Origin of the sequence: Anabaena sp. UHCC 0399, from assembly GCF_034931465.1 — a bacterium.
Classification (GTDB): Bacteria; Cyanobacteriota; Cyanobacteriia; order Cyanobacteriales; family Nostocaceae; genus Trichormus; species Trichormus minutissimus.
Genome location: NZ_JAYGGZ010000011.1, coordinates 44,432 through 64,523 on the forward strand (window position 1 = coordinate 44,432; position 20,092 = coordinate 64,523).

General features: G+C 40.7%; 17 protein-coding genes. 10 read left to right on the forward strand and 7 right to left on the reverse strand.

What is annotated here, in order from left to right; translation table 11 throughout:
* The first annotated feature begins 233 nt into the window (after positions 1-233).
* Genes VB693_RS08440 through VB693_RS08450 form a run of 3 tightly spaced genes read left to right on the forward strand, consistent with a single transcriptional unit; the run spans position 234 to position 2,544 of the window.
* The gene (locus tag VB693_RS08440; RefSeq protein ID WP_323265865.1) at positions 234-1,166 is read left to right on the forward strand and encodes a TIGR04222 domain-containing membrane protein; all 933 of its coding nucleotides are present in this window, start codon (positions 234-236) and stop codon (positions 1,164-1,166) included.
* Positions 1,154-2,005, forward strand: a complete 852-nt coding sequence (locus VB693_RS08445; RefSeq protein ID WP_323265866.1) for a DUF692 domain-containing protein — start codon at positions 1,154-1,156, stop codon at positions 2,003-2,005. The genes VB693_RS08440 and VB693_RS08445 overlap by 13 nt, the downstream gene beginning before the upstream one ends.
* Positions 1,996-2,544, forward strand: coding sequence for a hypothetical protein (locus VB693_RS08450; RefSeq protein ID WP_323265867.1), 549 nt, complete (start codon positions 1,996-1,998; stop codon positions 2,542-2,544). The genes VB693_RS08445 and VB693_RS08450 overlap by 10 nt, the downstream gene beginning before the upstream one ends.
* Here VB693_RS08450 and VB693_RS08455 read toward each other — a convergent pair.
* On the reverse strand, positions 2,541-4,004 hold the full coding sequence (locus VB693_RS08455) for a PLP-dependent aminotransferase family protein (RefSeq protein ID WP_323265868.1): 1,464 nt from the start codon (positions 4,002-4,004) through the stop codon (positions 2,541-2,543). The two genes, VB693_RS08450 and VB693_RS08455, sit on opposite strands and share 4 nt — an antisense overlap.
* A gap of 105 nt (positions 4,005-4,109) precedes the next feature.
* Here VB693_RS08455 and VB693_RS08460 point away from each other — a divergent pair, with 105 nt between their 5' ends.
* The 3 genes from VB693_RS08460 to VB693_RS08470 all read left to right on the forward strand — a co-directional run bounded on the left by VB693_RS08460 (position 4,110) and on the right by VB693_RS08470 (position 5,612).
* Positions 4,110-4,787: a pyridoxamine 5'-phosphate oxidase family protein gene (locus tag VB693_RS08460; RefSeq protein ID WP_323265931.1), complete on the forward strand. Its 678-nt coding sequence runs from the start codon at positions 4,110-4,112 to the stop codon at positions 4,785-4,787.
* A gap of 136 nt (positions 4,788-4,923) precedes the next feature.
* The gene (locus VB693_RS08465) at positions 4,924-5,187 is read left to right on the forward strand and encodes a hypothetical protein (protein WP_323265869.1); all 264 of its coding nucleotides are present in this window, start codon (positions 4,924-4,926) and stop codon (positions 5,185-5,187) included.
* Positions 5,184-5,612 (forward strand): type II toxin-antitoxin system VapC family toxin, encoded by a 429-nt coding sequence (locus VB693_RS08470; protein ID WP_323265870.1) that lies wholly within the window; start codon positions 5,184-5,186, stop codon positions 5,610-5,612. Before VB693_RS08465 ends, VB693_RS08470 begins: the two co-directional genes overlap by 4 nt.
* A 66-nt stretch (positions 5,613-5,678) precedes the next feature.
* On the opposite strand, the gene VB693_RS08475 is transcribed toward VB693_RS08470, so the two are convergent.
* Positions 5,679-7,499 (reverse strand): tetratricopeptide repeat protein, encoded by a 1,821-nt coding sequence (locus VB693_RS08475; protein WP_323265871.1) that lies wholly within the window; start codon positions 7,497-7,499, stop codon positions 5,679-5,681.
* 264 nt (positions 7,500-7,763) lie between these two features.
* Here VB693_RS08475 and VB693_RS08480 point away from each other — a divergent pair, with 264 nt between their 5' ends.
* Positions 7,764-7,958, forward strand: coding sequence for a hypothetical protein (locus VB693_RS08480; RefSeq protein WP_323265872.1), 195 nt, complete (start codon positions 7,764-7,766; stop codon positions 7,956-7,958).
* Positions 7,959-8,267: 309 nt separating this feature from the next.
* Here VB693_RS08480 and VB693_RS08485 read toward each other — a convergent pair whose 3' ends face one another.
* Positions 8,268-9,824, reverse strand: coding sequence for a hydantoinase B/oxoprolinase family protein (locus VB693_RS08485; RefSeq protein WP_323265873.1), 1,557 nt, complete (start codon positions 9,822-9,824; stop codon positions 8,268-8,270).
* Positions 9,825-10,014: 190 nt separating this feature from the next.
* Between VB693_RS08485 and VB693_RS08490 the strand changes: the two genes are divergently transcribed.
* Entirely contained in the window at positions 10,015-10,509 is a 495-nt protein-coding gene (locus VB693_RS08490) for a GNAT family N-acetyltransferase (protein ID WP_323265874.1), read from the forward strand.
* A 123-nt stretch (positions 10,510-10,632) separates the two neighbouring features.
* On the opposite strand, the gene VB693_RS08495 is transcribed toward VB693_RS08490, so the two are convergent.
* Both VB693_RS08495 and VB693_RS08500 read right to left on the reverse strand, forming a co-directional pair.
* Positions 10,633-12,729 carry a hydantoinase/oxoprolinase family protein gene (locus tag VB693_RS08495; RefSeq protein WP_323265875.1) on the reverse strand — a complete coding sequence of 699 codons (2,097 nt, stop codon included), beginning with the start codon at positions 12,727-12,729 and terminating at the stop codon, positions 10,633-10,635.
* A gap of 161 nt (positions 12,730-12,890) precedes the next feature.
* Entirely contained in the window at positions 12,891-14,717 is a 1,827-nt protein-coding gene (locus VB693_RS08500) for an ABC transporter substrate-binding protein (protein ID WP_323265876.1), read from the reverse strand.
* Between the two features lie 328 nt (positions 14,718-15,045).
* Between VB693_RS08500 and VB693_RS08505 the strand changes: the two genes are divergently transcribed.
* Together VB693_RS08505 and VB693_RS08510 are read left to right on the forward strand one after the other, a co-directional pair.
* The gene (locus tag VB693_RS08505; RefSeq protein WP_190700899.1) at positions 15,046-15,204 is read left to right on the forward strand and encodes a DUF2256 domain-containing protein; all 159 of its coding nucleotides are present in this window, start codon (positions 15,046-15,048) and stop codon (positions 15,202-15,204) included.
* A gap of 67 nt (positions 15,205-15,271) precedes the next feature.
* Positions 15,272-16,228 (forward strand): isoaspartyl peptidase/L-asparaginase, encoded by a 957-nt coding sequence (locus VB693_RS08510; protein ID WP_323265877.1) that lies wholly within the window; start codon positions 15,272-15,274, stop codon positions 16,226-16,228.
* Positions 16,229-16,488: 260 nt separating this feature from the next.
* On the opposite strand, the gene glmU is transcribed toward VB693_RS08510, so the two are convergent.
* Complete coding sequence (glmU, locus tag VB693_RS08515; protein ID WP_323265878.1) at positions 16,489-17,853, reverse strand: bifunctional UDP-N-acetylglucosamine diphosphorylase/glucosamine-1-phosphate N-acetyltransferase GlmU; 1,365 nt, start codon at positions 17,851-17,853, stop codon at positions 16,489-16,491.
* 279 nt (positions 17,854-18,132) lie between these two features.
* Positions 18,133-20,058 carry an alpha-amylase family glycosyl hydrolase gene (locus tag VB693_RS08520; RefSeq protein ID WP_323265879.1) on the reverse strand — a complete coding sequence of 642 codons (1,926 nt, stop codon included), beginning with the start codon at positions 20,056-20,058 and terminating at the stop codon, positions 18,133-18,135.
* Positions 20,059-20,092: the final 34 nt, after the last annotated feature.

The following is a 20,092-nucleotide window of genomic DNA, read 5'->3' on the forward strand; positions in this document are numbered from 1 at the left end:
GTAGAGAGTAGTTAAGTATAAACGGTGATAACCCCGGTTTCTTGAAAAAACCGGGGTTTTTGTTGTAAAAATTCTGTATGGTTTTCCCTCTGTTGAGTGCTATGACCGACCGACGGTCGGAGACCATCACCTACTGTGCTAATATTTTAGATACCAGAGTGGAGAAAACGCTGCAAAAATATTAACTTCAATTTCTCTGATTTCCAGTAATTTCCTCACAAGGAGTATAAGCAATGGATTCATTGCTGCATAACCCGATCGCAGATATGTATGGGTCACAATTTCTATTGTTTTATGGCTCTGTCATTGCTATTACACTGTTAGCCTGCTGGCGGTTGGTGCAAGATCCCACTAAAAATCAGCCTCTGCGGTTAATTCCATCTGTTCCAGACCCCTACGAAATTGCTTATTTGCGTTTCCAAAAAGCGGGAATTGCTTATGTGGCATTATTTAACCTACTTGTGCAAGGTTATTTGCAAATTAGTGAAAAGTCCATCAGCCACGCACCCAATCATCCCGATGTTTCTCAATTAAAACCAATAGAACAGGAAGTATTTCAGAAATTTTCCGTACCTAGTGCAGCCATAACATCTTTAACGTCGGCAACCCAGAGTGTAGAATCATACTGCCATATCTATGAAGGGCAACTGCACAATGAACAATTGTTGTCTGCTGCCAATTGGCAAGAATGGAAGATGAAAGTTGGTTTAATTGGGGGGATGATTATTTTTAGCCTTGGTGGTTATAAGCTAATTATTGCTTTAGCTAAAGGACGGTATAACGTCGGCTTTCTGATTATTATGGGTGTAGTTTCTATTATCTGGCTTTTTGGGCAAGTTAATGGGCGATCGCGTCTGAGTTATCGGGGATACAAATATCTGCAACAACTTGAGGAAGCATTTGCGCCCTTAAAGTCTAAAACCAAAAATTTCGGTGTCTGTTCTGCATTGGAATACAACTTACTGATAGCACTTTTTGGCATTTATACTCTGAAAGGAACTACTTACGACTCATACTATCAAGCATTCTTTCCCCCAATAATCTATAGCACAACTAGAACAACTAGCAGCCGCAGCACCTCTTCCGGTAGTTCTTGCAGTAGTAGTTCTTGCGGTGGTGGTTGCGGTAGTTCCTGCGGTGGTGGCTGTGGCGGTTGTGGAGGTTAGACGCAGTGCTGGCTGATTTACCAACGTTAGGCGTGGGGTTAGGTTTTCGCCAACCCTGCAAAAGTGATTTGTTTCTCAACCGCCAACAGGTTGACTTTTTGGAAATTGTGGCGGAACACTATTTAGATACATCTTGGCAACAACAACAAGAGTTGGAATTATTAGCCAGTCATTTCCCCATTATTCCCCACGCTATCAATCTATCTTTAGGCAGTGCGGAGGGTGTAGATACAGATTATCTTCGCCCACTAGCAGCACTAATTAAGCAACTTAACCCGCCTTGGTGGAGTGAGCATATTTGTTTTACTAAAGCAGGCGGGGTTGATATTGGGCATTTGTCTCCATTACCTTACACCAAAGAAGCGGTACAAGTGCTTTGCCGCAACATTGCAAAAGTGCGCCGCTGGATTGATGTGCCATTAATTCTGGAAAATATTACCTACATGGTGACACTTCCCGGTGCGGAAATGACCGAAGCCCAATTTTTGGCAGAAGTTGTTGAAAATGCTGATTGTGGCTTGTTATTAGATGTGACAAATCTCTACATCAATGCTGTGAATCACGACTATGATGTGCAGGCATTTTTGCAAGATTTACCTTGGGAACGTGTCGTCCAATTGCATTTTGTGGGCGGACATTGGCATGATGGCATACTAATTGATAGCCATTCCCAATCAACACCCTCCCAAGTGTGGCAACTTATTGATGAGGTTGTGGCGCGTGTAGCGGTAAAAGGGATTGTTTTAGAACGGGATGAAAATTTACCAGCTTTTGCAGAATTGACAGGAGAACTGCAACAGGCGCGACAAATTGGTAGGAGACATGGTAGATGGGATTAGAAACAACCCAGCAAGTCCTCGCCCAACTTTACACTAATACGGAGTTGAGAGAACGTTTCTTTGCTCACCCCCAAGCCGTTGGTTTAGAGATGGGACTGAATTGTGATGAAGCGCAGCAGTTAGCACAACTTTCAGCGCAGCAGGTGAATGTGTTTGCTAATTCCTTAAAGTGGAAGCGGTTGGGAGAGGTGCGGGAGTTGTTACCACGCACTGCTAAGGAAATGGGTAAAAATTTTACTCCCTTGTTTTGGCGATATGCGGAAACCCCTATACCCCAAGGTATGAAAAAACATCGCCAAGATGCGATCGCTTTTGCTAACTTTATCATCCAAGTTACTCAAACCGAGGGGATTGAGCCAGCTTGCATAGGCGATTTAGTGCGCTATGAAAAAACTTGGCTGTTGACTTACGACTCAGCTATCTGCTGGAGAATTTGTTGGTTTGGTTATGCTATTCATCAAGACTTTAGCAAAAAACCAGCGATCGCTATTTGGCTGCGCCTAGGGAGAAATTCACCACTACGTCATTTTGTGCTTTAGTCGGGAATTACCTCAGCCAGTCGTCTGACTCCCTCTTGAATTTGCTGTTCATTGAGTTCCGCATATCCAAAGATAAATTCACTACCAGGACTATCTTTTAAATATTGTGGATATGCTGCGCCAATACCTACGTTAGCTAATGCCGCACGTTTGACTATTTCGTCATCATGAATTTTAGTATTTATTTTTACCATCAGGTGCATTCCGGCATTTTCTCCCATAATTTCAATTCTGTTACCAAAGTGGGTAGACAAAGACTGCACCAAAGTTTGTCTACGTTGGTTGTACAGCGATCTCATCCGTCTGATATGGCGTTCTAAATGTCCTTCCGTAATAAAATCAGTCAGGGCGTATTGTTCTAATAGACTACATTGTCTGTCTGCTAACCATTTTGCCCGCGAAAATACATGAACTAAATTCTCTGGTAAAACTAAGTAGCCCAGACGCAAAGCCGGAAAAAGCACTTTAGAAAATGTCCCGACATAGATCAGAGAGTTACCTTGATCTAATCCTTGCAACGCGGGTATGGGACGTTCACCGTAACGATATTCACTATCATAGTCATCTTCAATGATCATCACCCCTGATGTTTGCGCCCAAGCTAATAACTCCAAGCGACGTGGAAGAGATAACACCGCACCTGTAGGAAATTGATGGGATGGAGTGACATAAAGAAGTTTGATGTTAGGCATTATACTAGTTTTTAGTTCATTGACTATTAATCCTGATTGATCCACAGATACGGGAAATAACGTAGCTCCTTGTGCTAAAAAAGCTCGTCTAGCACCTAGATAGCCTGGATCTTCTACCGCAATCCAATCACCCCTGTCAATGAGCAAGCGTGTAATCAAGTCAAGTCCTTGTTGTGAACCACCCACAATCATGATTTGTTCAGCACTACAATTAACCGCCCTAGACCGAGAAAGATAGGAAGCGATCGCCTCTCGCAATGGTTGATATCCCAGAGAATAAGCAGTATAGTCCAGCACCTCTTGACTAGCATGACAATGACGAGAGATTAACTTGCGCCATAAATCTATGGGGAAGTGATCAAAAGCTGGTCTTCCATAGCTGAAGCTGATTTCTAGTTCTGCTTCTGGGAGGCGTAAAAATGCGTTGTCGTTCAAACTTTCACCATAAGCTGATAAACGTATTGATGAACTGGCTGGTGATAATTTTGACAGCATAGGTGCAGCATTGAGTAACTCATCGGGAAGTTGGCGACAAACAAAAGTCCCCGAACCCACAATGGTTTCTAAATAACCTTCACTCAAAAGTAGGTCATAACTTTGGGTGACAGTTGAACGGGAAACACCAAGCAATTGAGCCAGCGATCGCGTTGAAGGTAATTTTTGTCCAGGGGTGAATCTTCCTGAAAGAATGGCTTGGCGTAGTTCTTCGTAAACTTGGCGATATAGAGGTAAAGGTACGCGGGGGTCGATATTAATTGCAAAGTCCATGACAAATGACAAATTAAATTGGACTGGTTATTTAATCAAAAAGTGGCTCTTGTGTCACTCCACTTACCCGCATACTCTAACGATATAGAGTTAAAAATTACCGTTATGTCTCCACAAAAAGCACCTAGCCCAAGAACGACAGTGAAACGCGTACCCCAACGAGCCGACTATGAACATGACACAATTTATCAAATTCTGGATGAAGGATTAGTCTGTCATGTGGGTTTTGTTGCTGAAGGACAACCCGTTGTGATTCCGACAGCCTACGGACGAGTAGCAGACACACTATATATTCATGGCTCACCCGCTAGTCGGATGCTGAAAACACTCCAACAAGGTCTTGATGTCTGCGTTACAGTGACTTTAATTGATGGGTTAGTGCTAGCGCGATCGGCGTTTCATCACTCAATGAATTATCGCTCAGTAGTCGTCTTTGGTAAAGCCATACTGGTGGAGGATACAGAGCAAAAATTAGCTGCGCTGAAAGCATTTACAGAACACGTTATTCTGGGAAGATGGGAAGAAGTGCGATCGCCTAATCGCCATGAATTAGCGGGAACTATCGTGTTATCTCTACCTTTAGCCGAAGCCTCAGCCAAGGTTCGCACTGGTAGACCCCTTGACGATGAAGCTGATTATCAAATACCTGTATGGGCGGGAGAGATTCCTTTAAAATTGACTGCGGCTACACCCATAAATGATTCCCGGTTAGAATCAGGTGTAGCAATACCTGCATATATCAGCAATTACACTAGACCGCAACTAGCTAACGAAGTGTGTTAGCTTTTAGCGTAGATTCCACTTATTTTCACTTTTCCGTGGTTGCATCTGCTGAGAATAAGTTTAGTCCTATACTGTTGCTGCTACTTACAGCAGGATTAGGCTAGGCTGCGCGTTTTCTGAAAAGGAACATAAATCTATGAATATTCAGCTGATCGAGTCTCTAGCTAATGCGATTAAAGCTTTGTCTCCTCAAGAACGAGAGTTATTAAATCAAAAACTAACGCATCAATCTAATTGGCACAATTTACGCTCAAGAATTTCAGCCAATGCTCAAGTAATTCAGCAACGGCGTAATAATCAACCATTGAAACCAGATATTGATCAAATTATTTATCAAATGCGAGAAGAAAGAGATCAACAACTGATAGCAGATTTTTTGTTTGATCCAGAACAATTATGACCAAACAATTGATTTGTGTAGATGCTAATTTCGTAGTTAAATTAATTAACAACTATTCTGAAACTTCGCCTTATCTAATATTATGGGATAACTGGGAGCAAAATAAAATTCAGATTATTGCCCCGACTCTCTTATCTTACGAAGTCACGAATGTATTTCATAGAATACAACTGGCAAAACAACTACTGAAGACAGAAGCACGGGAATCTCTCAACCTGGCTCTAAATTTACCCATTCAGTTTTACGGTGATAGTCAACTCCATCAACAAGCCTGGGAAGTCGCTCAACAATTTAATCTCTCTGCTACTTATGATGCTCATTACTTAGCATTATCTCAAAGATTTCAGGCAGATTTTTACACAGGCGATAAACGCCTATTTAACACAGTTAGTTCTGCTTTTGATTGGGTTCATTTAGTTGCATAATCCTTGCTCAAATCCCCTAATTATCATAATTATGGGGATTTACTTCAGTCTTCTTACTATAATAAATTACTTCAATGCAGCCATCATTTCTAAAATTTGTTGATGGTATTGTCTATTACCTTCATGATTATAAAGGTCAGCAGATTTCTTTAAATCTCTCATTGCGCCATCTCTGTCTCCTAAATTACGCCGAATTTCAGCCCGTAATAAATACGCTGAAGCCCAATAAGGTTGATGCTGTAAGGCTTGGTTTAAATCGCCTAATGCTGCTTGATGGTTTTCGAGGTGAGTATAACTACGACCTCTGTTGTACCAGTCTTCAGCATCATGAGGATCAATGGCGATCGCTTGAGTATAATCTGTTATGGCTTGGTGATAGTCGTTAAGCGCATAATAAGCATTGGCGCGGTGGCTATAAAATAGGGCAGACTGGGGATTGATTGCTAAGGCTTGGGTGTAATCAGCGATCGCGCCTTGATAATCTTGCTGTTCATAATGCCAAGCACCCCGGTTATAATAGGCTTCGACTAGTTGGGGATTGATTGCTAAGGCTTGGTTGTAGTCAGCTAGTGCGCCTCGATGATCTCCCAACTGGCGACGAGCATTAGCGCGATTGCAATAGGATGGGGCAAAATGGGGGTCAAATCTGATGGCTTGGGTGTTATCTGCTATTGCTCCCAAAAAATCTTTTAAGGCTTCATGGACGATCGCTCGCCCGTAGTATGCTTCTACTAAGTTGGGATTTATTTGTAATGCTTGATTATAGTCAGCGATCGCACCTTGATAATCTCCCAGATGGCGGCGAGCTGTAGCGCGATCGCAATATCCTTCTGCAAGTTGGGGACATAGTGCTAATAATTGATCGCTATCTGACAGTGCGCCGGGATAATCTCCGATTTGGCGGCGAATGTTGGCGCGGAAACCGTAGACTAAAGCTAAATGAGGATCAATTTGTAATGCTTGGCTATAGTCAGAGATCGCACCTTGATAGTCTTCCTCTACTACTCGAATTAAACCCCGTTCTGCATAGGCTTGCGCGTCCTCTGGGTTTAAATGAATGGCTTGGTTTAAATCTTTTAAGGCTAAATCATACTCTTGCAGGCGAGAGAGAATCACACCGCGATTGTAGTATGCTGTGGAAAAATTAGGATTAAGTTCTATAGTCCGGTTGTAATCGGCGATGGCGGCGTTATAGTCGCCTAAAGCATAGTAGGCGTTACCCCGATTTTGATAAGCTTCCACCAAGGTAGGATCAAGCTGGATAGTGCGTTCATGATCAGCGATCGCCTGGCGATATTCCCCTAAGTTATAGTAAACATTACCGCGACTACTGTATAGTTCTGCTAAATAGGGATGCCATTGCAAAGCTTCCTGAAAATCTGATATCGCTCCTTGAAAATCGCCCTGATCAGCACAGGCTACGCCGCGATGATAATAAGCGTAAGCAATATCTATATTAATATCACTAGCTAACTGTGGATTGACTGCTATGGTGTGCATATAATCAGCGATCGCTTGGTTGTATTCTCCCCAGGCGAAGTAAGCTTTACCCCGATAGTAATAGGATGCAGTAATTGTCGGGTTAATCTGCAATACTTGATTATAATCCGCGATCGCACCTGCATAGTCAGCCAAACAGTAACGCGCAAATCCCCGATAGTAATAAGCTTCAGCTAAATTAGGATTAATTTTAATGGCGCGACTTAAAGGAGCGATCGCCGCTTGATAATCTTTGAGTTCATTACACAGAGTCATCCCTTGGTTCAAATAAGCTACTGCATAGTCAAGTTGTTGTTTGGCTGCTTCAGTGTGATTTGCGATCGCTCCTTGATAGTCTATTGGCAAATTTGTATAGAGTCCCTGTTGGAAAAAAGAGTCAGCATTCATCTAATTTTTTTATCTTTTTACACTAAGCATGAGTTTGATGAGCCTCAACTTGCCATTAATAGGGTAGGACACTGTATCTTGATTAAACTATAAATTTAGCCATAATATCAATATATAGATAGCTATATTTGCCACAATTTTTATTTCATGCCATTGAAATATGTGAAGATATGAAAGATCCAGCTATTATCACAATTGGATGTAGTGAAAATCATCACCATCTCAAACCAAATTATCTAGATTTCATCGGGTGGAGCGCGAAATATGTACGACAAAGAGGACATCAAAGCGATGCTTGATAGCATGAGTGTCGTGGATGTGCTAAGAATCATGTCTCAAATTTGTTATGAAAAAGCTGAATATCTTAGAACAGACTACCAAGATAGTGAAACAGCAAGAGCCTGGGAGAAGGTGGGTAGAGCCGTAGGTAAGATAAAAATAAAAACAGAATTATATTAATCAGACAGTTAGAATCAATCCCGTGAATTTATCTCCACGGGATTTTTAATTAAATAGCTTCCAGGGAATAAAATTAATAGATACTGTTTCTACTTAGTCAACTACCAAAAGTATTAATTTTATATCACCGACTGCTTTGAGAAATCGGGGATATTGTGTTTCGCGAATAATTGACGAGAAAAGGTAGAGACGTTGTATGCAATGTCTCTACAGTTGTAGGGGAGAGATACTCTAGTCTTTGGAGAGGGGTTTTCTAGATCCCGTGAAAAGTCAGTTCCTAATTACGAATTACGAATTACGAATTACGAATTACGAATTACCAAAACCTCCACCTCCAGGAGTAGCGATCGCAAACACATCCCCAGGGTTCATCTCTACCGTTGCTGTACTAGCTAAATTCTCTTGAACACCATTTTCGCGTTCTACCCAGTTGCGTCCCACTTGTCCAGCTTCGCCGCCATTTAATCCAAAGGGAGGTACAACCCGATGTCCAGAGAGAATATTAGCTGTCATCGGTTCTAAAAAGCGCAAGCGACGAATCACTCCATTACCGCCTTGATGTTTTCCTTTACCCCCACTATCAGGACGCAGACTAAAACTTTCCAAGAGTACAGGGTAGCGGGTTTCTAAAACCTCTGGATCAGTCAAGCGAGAATTTGTCATATGAGTCTGAACTGCATCCGTACCATCAAAATTCGCTCCCGCTCCAGAACCGCCACAGATGGTTTCATAATATTGATAGCGATCGTTCCCAAAAGTAAAGTTATTCATCGTTCCTTGAGAAGCCGCCATCACACCCAAAGCACCATACAAAGCATCGACAACAGTTTGGGAAGTCTCCACATTACCAGCAACTACGGCGGCTGGAGAAGTTGGGTTCAGCATACAACCTTCAGGAATAATAATGTCTAAAGGTTTCAGACACCCAGCATTGAGAGGAATACTATCATCTACTAAAGTCCGAAAGACATATAAAACTGCTGCGTGAGTCACCGCTTTAGGTGCATTAAAGTTACTATTTAACTGCCCAGATGTGCCAGTAAAGTCAATTTTAGCACTCCGACTTTCGCGGTTAATTATGACTTGTACTTGAATCTTTGCACCGCTATCCATCTCATAAATAAATGAGCCATCTTTAAGCACATCAATTGCTCTTCTCACAGACTCCTCTGCATTATCTTGGACAAATTTCATATAAATTTGAACTGTTTCTAACCCGTATTGAGAAACCATCTTAGATAGTTCTTGTACTCCCCGTTCATTGGCAGCAATTTGTGCCTTGAAATCAGCTATATTTTGGTGAGGATTACGAGCAGGATAGGGATGATTTAATAATAATTCTCGTACCGCACTTTCCCGAAAATTATCCTGTTCTACCAAGAGGAAATTATCAAACATAATTCCTTCCTCCTCTACAGTTTTACTATGAGGAGGCATAGAACCAGGCGTAATCCCACCGATATCAGCTTGGTGTCCGCGAGAGGCGACGTAGAAGAGGGGACTGGAGATATTTTCGCCAGTTTCTAGGAATACTGGTGTAATGGCGGTGACATCGGGGAGGTGAGTTCCACCGTTGTAGGGATTATTGGATAAATAAACATTGCCTGGTTTAATGGTGTCGCCTTGATCATTAATTAAACTGCGGACACTTTCACTCATTGAGCCTAAATGTACGGGAATATGAGGGGCATTAGCTACTAATAATCCCGAAGCATCGAAAATTGCACAAGAAAAATCCAATCGTTCTTTAATATTTACCGATGCGGCTGTATTTTGTAGGACAATTCCCATTTGTTCGGCGATGAACTGATAGAGATTTTTAAAGATTTCTAAGCGCACAGGATCGGGTTGAGATGTAGTATACATTGTAATTTGGACTCCTTTAATGTGAAGAAAATTGTAAGATATAGCTAGCTATTGTTTGTAATTACAAAAAGATAGAGGTTTGTAGTAAGGACTTTAGTCCTGATTTTTCTAAGGACTAAAGTCCTTACTACGAACTTGATTATCTATCAATTGGAATTTTATAGCCTATGATAGTAATGGAGAATTAACAATGAGGGTTCGTCCTGCTACTATTGATGACATATCGTTGATTTTTGCATTTATCCAAAAAAAGTCAGAATTTGATAGAAGCGTTGGTGCTTATTCTGGTGTTTTGCAAGTCACTGAAGATAAAATCCGAAAAACAATTTTTGCAGCAGTCCCTTTCTCTTATGTTTTATTTGCAGAAAACTCAAAACAGGTAGTGGGATTTGCTTTGTATGGGTTTAGATATTCATCTTTTGTCGGTCAACCAAGTATTTGGCTTGATGATTTGTATGTAGATGAAGAGATGAGAAGTCAGGGTACAGGAATAGCATTGATGAATTATTTAGCACAAATTGCCAAAGAAAATAGCTGTACTCATATTGCTTGGACTGCTGATACTCGCAATATTCGTGGTTTAAAGTTTTATGATCGCCTTGGTGCAAAAATTATAGAACAAAAGGGCGATCGCTGTTTCTTTACCTGGACTGGAATAAAACCTGAGCAAGAAAGAAGACAATAAACGGCATAAAAAAGAGCCTTAGACAAAATTTGGGCTGTGCAGAATACTTGATTCTAAGTCCTGGTTCTGCACACAATACTTTAAATCCACTCGGAATATTTTCGTTAGTTAGCATGATGAATATTACAGCCTTTGCAAAATTAAATGATTGCGCTCAGTTAATCGGGCTTGCCAATTCGGTTCAATTACAATTGTGCTAATTTTTTCGACAATGATAGCAGCACCATTGATACAATCTCCTAGTTGTAAATCTTCCCGGCGATAAACTGGCGTATCATGCCATTTTTCAGCAGTAAACATCTTGACTATTTCCACAGGTTGGGGGAATTTATCTACAGGTTTAGTACGAGTAATTAAAGTTTCTTCAGGAGTATCCATTTTCTGAATTACTTCTACTGAAATAGATTCAACAATTAAGGCTTTTTTTGACTGCAAAAAACCATAGCGAGACTTATGCTTATCTGCAAATGCTATTTGTATCACGGTTACATCTGCATCAAAATTAACACTTAAGGTAGAATCAGTCCCCTCATATTTTAAATTCAGGGTTTGAATTATTTCTTCTTCAATGCTGCTTTCGTTTTGGCTGAGTTCACTTCTGGCTTGGGTTTCTAAAGACTTCATCAATTGTATTAATTGAGGAATTAATGCTTGATTTAAAGGCTGTTCCACTCCCCCAACTCTGGTAGCTCTAACATCAGCTAATCCCATCCCATAAGCTGAAAGAACGCCAGCATAAGGATGTAGGAATATTTGTTTCATCCCTAAAGTATCAGCAATTAAACAAGCAACTTGTGCGCCTGCACCACCAAAACAACAAAGAACATATTCCGTGATATCATAACCACGTTGTAGGCTAATTTTTTTAATAGCATTAGCCATATTTTCGACAGCGATCGCAATAAATCCTGCTGCTACTTGTTCTGGTGTACGATAATTACCTGTAACGGTGGCAATATCTAGGGCTAATTGGTTAAATTTCTCTAAGACAATATCTTTATCTAAAGGTAAATTTCCATCACTGCCAAAAACAGACGGGAAATATTGGGGATGAATTTTACCTAACATCACATTAGCATCTGTCACCGCTAAAGACCCACCACGCCGATAACAAGCGGGGCCAGGATTTGAACCAGCCGATTCTGGCCCGACTCGATAACTAGAACCATCAAAAAAGAGAATTGAACCACCGCCAGCAGCAATTGTATTAATCGATAATACAGGAACTCGCATTCTTGTCCCAGCGATTTCAGAATCTAATTGACGTTCATACTCTCCTTTAAAATGGGCAACATCTGTACTTGTTCCGCCCATATCGAAGGTAATTACTAAATTAAAACCTGCTCTTTTGCTGGTTTGGACTGCACCAACAATACCACCAGCCGGCCCGCTTAAAATGCTATCTTTACCTTGAAATTGTGTAGCATCAGTTAAGCCGCCATCAGATTTCATAAACATTAACTTGACGTTAGGTAACTGACTCGCTACTTGGTTAACATAGCGTCGTAAAATTGGAGTTAAATAAGCATCTACAACGGTTGTATCTCCTCTACTTATCAATTTCATTAATGGACTAACTTGATGAGATATAGAGATTTGTGTGAAGCCAATTTCTTGAGCAATTTCTGCTACTTGTTGCTCGTGTTTGGGGTAGCGATCGCTGTGCATGAACACAATAGCACAACTACGAATCCCTGTATGATAAACTGCCTGTAAATTTTGCTTGACTTGTGCAATATTTACAGGTACTAATTCATTACCATTAGCATCATAACGTTCATCTACTTCAATTACTTGCTCATACAGCATCGTCGGTAAAATAATTTGACGAGCAAAGATATTAGGACGGTTTTGGTAGCCAATTCTCAGGGCATCTTTAAACCCTTTAGTAATTAGTAAAACTACTCTATCTCCTTTTCTTTCTAACAGTGCATTAGTTGCTACTGTTGTCCCCATTTTGACTACTTTTATTGCTGCATCGGGAATAGGTTCATTGTTTTTGATGCCGATAATATCCCGAATTCCTTGAATAACTGCATCTTGGTATTGTTCAGGATTTTCAGACAGTAATTTATAGACTATTACCCATTCTTGATTAGGGAGAGGCACAATTAAAAATCGTGCCTCATGTCTTGAGAGTCTGTCTATAATTGGCTGATCATCAGTTACAGCTACAATATCTGTAAATGTGCCACCTCTATCTGCGAATACTTTTAACATAGTGCGATTTCATCTATCAACTAAAAGTAGAGTAGCAGCGATGTTTGGGATATTTCTACTTCATGTGTGGTATATTTTGACAACAAGCGTAGACAAAAATATTTTTTATCTCACGCGGAGGCGCAGAGAGTAAGAGTTTGATTCTCTGCGTGACTTTGAGTTTAAATTGTCCATTGCCATTTTTGTTGCGGTGAATTCCATTTTACAGCAACTATTTCTGTGGGGGGATTAATGCGATCGCCTGTTTTTTCAAATTGAATATCTCCTGTCACTCCCCTGATTTTTCTTTTTTGATATTTGAAATATTGATCCATATGTTCCAGCAAATCTTGGCTATTTTTGCTGTGATATTTTTCTATGACTTTCAAAATAATTAATACTGCATCAAAGGCCGTTGCACTGCGCCAATTAAGATTTTCTTCACCCCATAATTGAGTGCCTAGTTTGCAAAAATATTGAGCAATTATGTTTTCACTATTGCACCCATTTTGTTCACTGTGCCAATGCCAAGGAATAGAAGCTATAATTTGCGGATGATCTTGATTAAAGTTTTGGTACTGGCTTTGCTCATGAATCCAATGTAAAACATTTTCTTGATAAAAAGTAGCAGTTCCAGCTATGAGACATTTATTAAGATTTAATCTACTAATTAACCCAGCATTATTCAGAGAATTAGGTTGAAGTCCACCATCAGGAATAATAATGATCATATCAACACCTGCTCGTTGAATAGTTTCTATATATTCTTGGACTTGATAATAAGATTCATTAATATAGCCACATTCTTCTAAAAATATTACTTTCTCTTGATATGATTCAAGATGTCTCTTAATACTGTTTCTATAAGATTGACAATAAAGACTATTGTGATTATAAATAAGCGCAATTTTTGATTGCTCTCTCCCAGCAATTTTTGACCCCAAATAATCAGATAACCTTTTAGCATTAATCTTGTCTGGGGTAGTCAATCTAAAAAAAGACATCAGAGATAAGTCAGCAAGCTCATTAGATGTGCTACAAGCATTAACTAACACTAAACTTTTGTCTGCATAAAACTGGAAGGCATTTTTAGTCATTTCACTGGAGTAATGACCAATAATAGCCATCAAATTTAATTCTTTTGCTAATGCTGCTAATTTTTCGGCTGTCTGATTATAGGGAGTATATAAATTATTTGGATCATTAACAATTAAAATCTGTAATAACACTTGGCTGGAAATCAGAGTAGAGAATACATTCGGTTTAATGCTATTTAAATCTATCTCTTTTTCTAAACCGAGATTTTTAAAATTCTCCCAATTTACTTGTAATTGTATTTGAGATATTCCTCGTAAAATTTCCGCAGATACCTGTCCTAGATTATGGTAAAATGGTACAACTACTGCTATGTTATAGATTTTAATATTTTTTTCTGGAAATTTATTTCTTTTATGTTCAATGAGAGAGTTGTTGATATAAATTAGAATTTCAGGGTTGCCTCTACCATAGATTTTTATTTCTTGATCCCACGCCATTAAAAAATATTTTAATGCTTCGTAATAACGTCCTGATTGATAAAAATTTATCGCTTGGGTTTGTAATTTAACAATCTCTTGGTTAGGTGGATAAAGGAAAGATTGTCTGCCAAAACTAGCTTGAAAATTATCACTGTTAAGTTGAGGGCTAGGGTAGAGTTTATAAACTTGATTTGGGTCAAGCAGAAAATTCAAAATCTTAGCCCAATTGTTAGCTATTTCTGTTTGCTCAACACCCATTAACTCAGCTATTTTTGGATAAATATAATGGCTCAGTTTGTCTCTGATTTGTAGTTCAGATAAATTTACTAGTTCAGCTATTTGTGGGCGAGAATATGCTAACAAACAATAACAAATAACTTGTTGCTCTGATTCATCGAGATTTCTGATATTTGCTAAAGGATCTAAGCTTTTTAATAAAAGTTCAATATTAATACCTAGTTTCTCCATAACATACCGCAGAATTGTCAACATATGCAGATATCGTAATATTTTCTCAAATAATAGTCTGATTTTCAGTTTCGCTGAAGCTATGAGTGTGGAAATAATGACTACAAATGTGGTAGTTAGCTACAACAGTATTTAAATATAGGTCAGATGTCCTTTGTAATCCTGGACAAGACGACGTTGACATTTAAAATTACCCACATTAGTATTTGTCTGTGCTAACAGCCCAAACACCACCCCATAGAAAGATGTAGAGTTTCTTACATCACCAAACGTATCCTCCTTTGGTAGCAATCTGGGTATAATTGTCTTCCATCTCTCTCCACAATCTAACTCCACTTTGCACGGTATTTATATGGGACGTAATCGTTCTAAGTCTGACTTACCCACAAAAATCTGTCCGGTGTGTCAACGTCCCTTTACTTGGCGGAAAAAATGGCAAGATTGCTGGGATGAGGTGAAATATTGCTCAGAACGTTGCCGTCGTCGTCGTTCTGAGGCGAGTGCTGAGTGAGATTCCTCACTCATAACTCAAAACTTTTCCAAACCGTAACTTCAACTTAAATAGCGCAGGGGCATAAATGAAATCACAGGTGCAACCCAAATTAATTATTCACGGCGGAGCAGGTAGTTCTCTCCACGGCAAAGGAGGATTAGAAGCAGTCAGGCGATCGCTCCATGCCATAGTAGAGGAAGTATATGCTCAGTTATTGCAAGGAGTGGATGCTTCTTTAGCAGTGGTGCAGGGTTGTCAACTGTTAGAAGATGAGCCGCGCTTTAATGCTGGTACTGGTTCGGTACTGCAATCTGATGGGCAAATCAGGATGAGTGCTTCTTTAATGGATAGCGCATCAGGGCATTTTAGTGGTGTTATTAATGTTTCGCGGGTGAAAAATCCCATTAATTTGGCACAAGTTTTACAAAAATCCCCAGATCGCGTACTTTCAGATTATGGTGCGGCAGAATTAGCCAGAGAATTACAACTTCCCAGTTATAACGCTCTTACAGAGTTACGCTTGCAAGAATGGATACAGGAGCGTCAAGATAACTTTAAAAGCACGATGGCTGGGGTGGTTGCAGAACCGGAACTGTTAGAAACCAGTAACGCTGGACGCGGTACGATTGGCGTAGTGGTGCTAGATGCCTATGGCAACCTAGCAACAGGTACTTCCACAGGTGGTAAAGGCTTTGAACGCATTGGCCGGGTGAGTGATTCAGCTATGCCCGCAGGAAATTATGCTACTAGTCATGCTGCCGTTAGTTGTACTGGTATTGGTGAAGATATTATTGATGAATGTTTAGCCCCCAAGATTGTGATCCGCGTCACCGATGGTATGTCCCTCAAAGAAGCGATGCAAAAGTCTTTTGCGGAAGCACACAATAACAAGAAAGATTTTGGCGCGATCGCATTAGATGCAACTGGTGCGATCGCTTGGGGTAAAACCAGCCAAATCATCCTCGCCGCCTTCCATGATGGTGAAAAGGTTGGCGATACCTTAGAACTACCTGACGGGACTGAGGTAGGCTGCACGCTGTGAGTGCTGAGTAAGGGGAGTGCTGAGTAAGGGGAGTGCTGAGTAAGGAGAGTGCTGAGTGCTGAGTTATGAGTGGGGAGTGGAATTTTTCTTTCCTACTACTATTGTGTCAAGTTAGTTTCGATAGTTTGTAGTAAGGACTTTAGTCCTTACTACAAACTTGCTTATCCATCAATTTAAACTTGACGCACTACTACTACTACCCTACGTGTTTATAGTTTCGAGTTAAACATTGGTCATAACTGTCAACTTTCATCAATTAATCAGCACTCAGCACTCCCAGCACTCTTTTTCCGCCAACCTGGTTTAATTACCTGACGGCTGCGAGCAACGACTAAGCTATCATCAGGTACGTCTTCTGTAACAGTCGAACCCGCAGCTACGTAGACATCATTACCCAAGGTAACAGGAGCTACTAACACGCTATTAGAACCGGTTTTAGTGCGATCGCCTATAATTGTGCGGTGTTTTTTCACGCCGTCATAGTTGGCGGTAATTGTCCCTGCGCCAATATTGACTTGATTACCGGCCGTTGTATCACCTAAATAAGATAAATGGGCAACGTTGGTGCGATCGCCTAACTGGGTATTTTTCAATTCTACGAAATTACCAACACGGCAGTTAGCACCCACCTGAGCATGACCTCGTAAATGGGCATAGGGGCCTATTTTCGCTCCTGTTTGGATGACACTATCCGTAACTACAGAATACTGCACGGTGACATTTTCACCCAACTGGCTATTTTCAATTAAACTACCTGGCCCGATACGACTCCCGGACTGAATGACAGTATTTCCCCGTAGGTGAGTTTGCGGTTCAATAATTACATCAGGCTGTAATTCTACGGTGTCATCGATAGTAATACTATTGGGGTCTATTAAGGTGACACCAGCCAGCATCCATTTTTCCTTGACTCGCCGTTGTAAGATTTCGGTGGCTGTAGCTAATTGTAGGCGATCGTTAATACCCAAAATTTCCTGCTCGTCTTCTACATCGACTGCCATTACCTGACCAACTTGGGTGACAGCATCTGTGAGATAGTATTCTTTCTGGGCATTATTCGCCTGTAAATTAGGTACAACCTCTGCTAAATTCTGCCAACGAAAACAATAAATTCCGGCGTTAATCCGTTGATTTTGTCTTTGTAGAGGAGTACAGTCTTTATCTTCAACGATTTGTTCTACAAAGTTGTTATTATTACAAAAAACACGCCCATAGCCTTTAGGGTTTTCTAGCTTGGCTGTGAGGATGGTAGCAGCGTTTTGATTTGCTTGGTGAGTTTGTAATAACTTTTCTAGGGTTTCAGTGCGTAACAGTGGCACATCCCCATTCAGTATCAGTAAATCCCCGGTATACCCTTCAAGATGCGGTAATAATTGCTGAATGGCGTGACCTGTTCCTAACTGTACAGTCTGTTCCACAAATTCCAATTCAGGCAACTGCATAGCTGCTTTGACTTCCTGTGCTTGATACCCTACTATCACCATCTGCCGTGACGGTGCAAGGGGTTCTGCACTAGCCAAAACTCTTTCTACCATCGTCCGCCCACCCAAAGAATGTAAAACTTTGGGTAAACTAGATTTCATTCTAGTGCCGCGTCCTGCTGCTAATATTGCTACAACTACCATAATTAGCTATTATCTACAATTAAATTTCGCTGTTGTACTTGGTACTGTGAGATTCAGGCTCAAATCATACCAGCTAATCAATACAGTAAATATGGGGAGCAACAAATCAAGTCAAGTCGTTTTGCTCCAATTCAAAATTCAAAAATCACCTAAAGACAATTAGTGAGGGCTTGTAGCTTGCTTGCCGTAAGCTACCCAATACAGTTCGGATAAGATAATTGACCAAAATAATAACGCCTGTAGAGACATTGTACTGCAACGTCTCTACTCCCCATATTGCTAAGACTCCCGACCTGATGCCCAGGTATCACGCCATTTTACAGTCCCTTCTTTGGCAATTACCCAACGGCGATTGACAACATTTTCCCGCAGAGGCGATCGCCCTTCGCGCCACATGGCATATTTATAACTAATCAAGTTACCAGCACTTTCATCAAAGGGAATCTCGGCAAACCAGGTGTTGGAGTTGATGTACTCTAGGGGATAAGCCTTGCTAATATCCCAATTGCCTAACTCTGGACAGTCTCCAGTCACTACAATCGTTTCACCTGGTTGGGTATATACCCCATTCAGTTGTACCCGCACTAAAGTTTGTCCTTTGATGCGTTCCCCAACGTGGCTGAAAACAATTACTCCCCGTTCTTCCAGTGGCAAATTATAGATTTTACCGTCTTTGACTTCATACTTATTACGTGTAATCACACAGGTATGTTCACCATCAGGTAGTTCTGTATCTACTTCTGGTAAAGTCACCTCTCCTCCCCGATTCAGTGCCACAAAGCATATAGAGTCACGATAGCGGCGTATATAGCAGTAAATATCGGGGGTGAGGTATTTTTGCCACTGACTACCCATTGAGACCGCAGGATTCAGCCGCCGTAAGCCAGACAGTAATCTGAGAACACGATAAATTTCAGTTTCAATATCCCACTGTTCCATCATGGGGCGGTTGTAGGGGTCGTTACCGCCATTAGTATCATTGTGCAGATACTGTTCTGTGCCGTAATAGATACAAGGAATACCGCGAACTGTCATAATGAGAGCGATCGCTACCTTCAACATCGCTGGATCAGGATTCAGCGACTGAAAGCGGGACATATCATGGTTATCAATGAAGGTAATTAACTCAGTCGCCCCATTGTAACGATAATCCTGGTCAAAAATCTCTTGAATGCCTTGAAACCCGTTCTCTGCACCCTGTGCTAATGCGGAACGCATGGCCATGCACAGCGCAAAATCTAGCGTCGTCATGCCTGAGTTATTGGCAAATTCCACCGATAAATCATCACTAGGGTGATTATAAATCCACTCACCAAAAATGAATACATCGGGTTTGTGATTAGTCATATCACCAGTGAATTCTTGCCAAAACCAAATAGGCATATGTTTGACAGTATCCACTCGCAGTGCATCAACACCCCGGTCTAACCATTGTTTAATTGCGGACTTAATATACTGCCGATATTCACTATTATTTTCATTGAAAGTGGCCAGACCCGCTAGTTCACAATTTTGCACTTGCCAATCATCTTCCCAGTTTTGCACTTCGCCATAATGGTGATACCAGTGGTTTACATCATTATTGAAGTCAGCAATTTTCACCCCATCATCATATAGTTCACCCTTACTACCGTTAGTATCAGGGCTACTGTGGTTGCAGACAATATCCAGCACCAGCTTCATGTTGCGCTTATGCAGTTCAGTAATTAATCGATCAAATGTAGTATTTTTTGCTTCCTGGGTTTCGTTTAAAGAAGGGTTTTCTCCCAGAGCAATGTAGCGCGGATTGATGCGTTTAAAGTCTTTTGTCCAATAGCCGTGCATTGCTGCATTGGTAATAAATAAATCTTCTACTTGTTCAAACAGGGGAGTTAACCAAACAGCTGTCACTCCCATATTTTTGAGGTAGTCCAATTTATCGATGACACCTTGCAAGTCACCACCCCAGTATTTACCCCAATCTTGTGCAGTACCATCATAAAGGTCTGAGTTAGTACCTTTGCTGTTATCTAGATCACCTTCATAAAACCGATCAACCACCAAAAAGTAAATAGTTTCTTGCCGAAATTCAATATCTCTGGTGTAAAGGAACTCAAGATTAATTTCAGTATCTGATGGCGATGTTTGAAGCAAAGATTCTACTTCAGCACTGGCAGAATCTACTTTGTATTGCTCTGGAGAAAACTGGGAGGGGGGATTTACCATATCATAATTAAAGTTTGTAGAGCCATGAGTACAG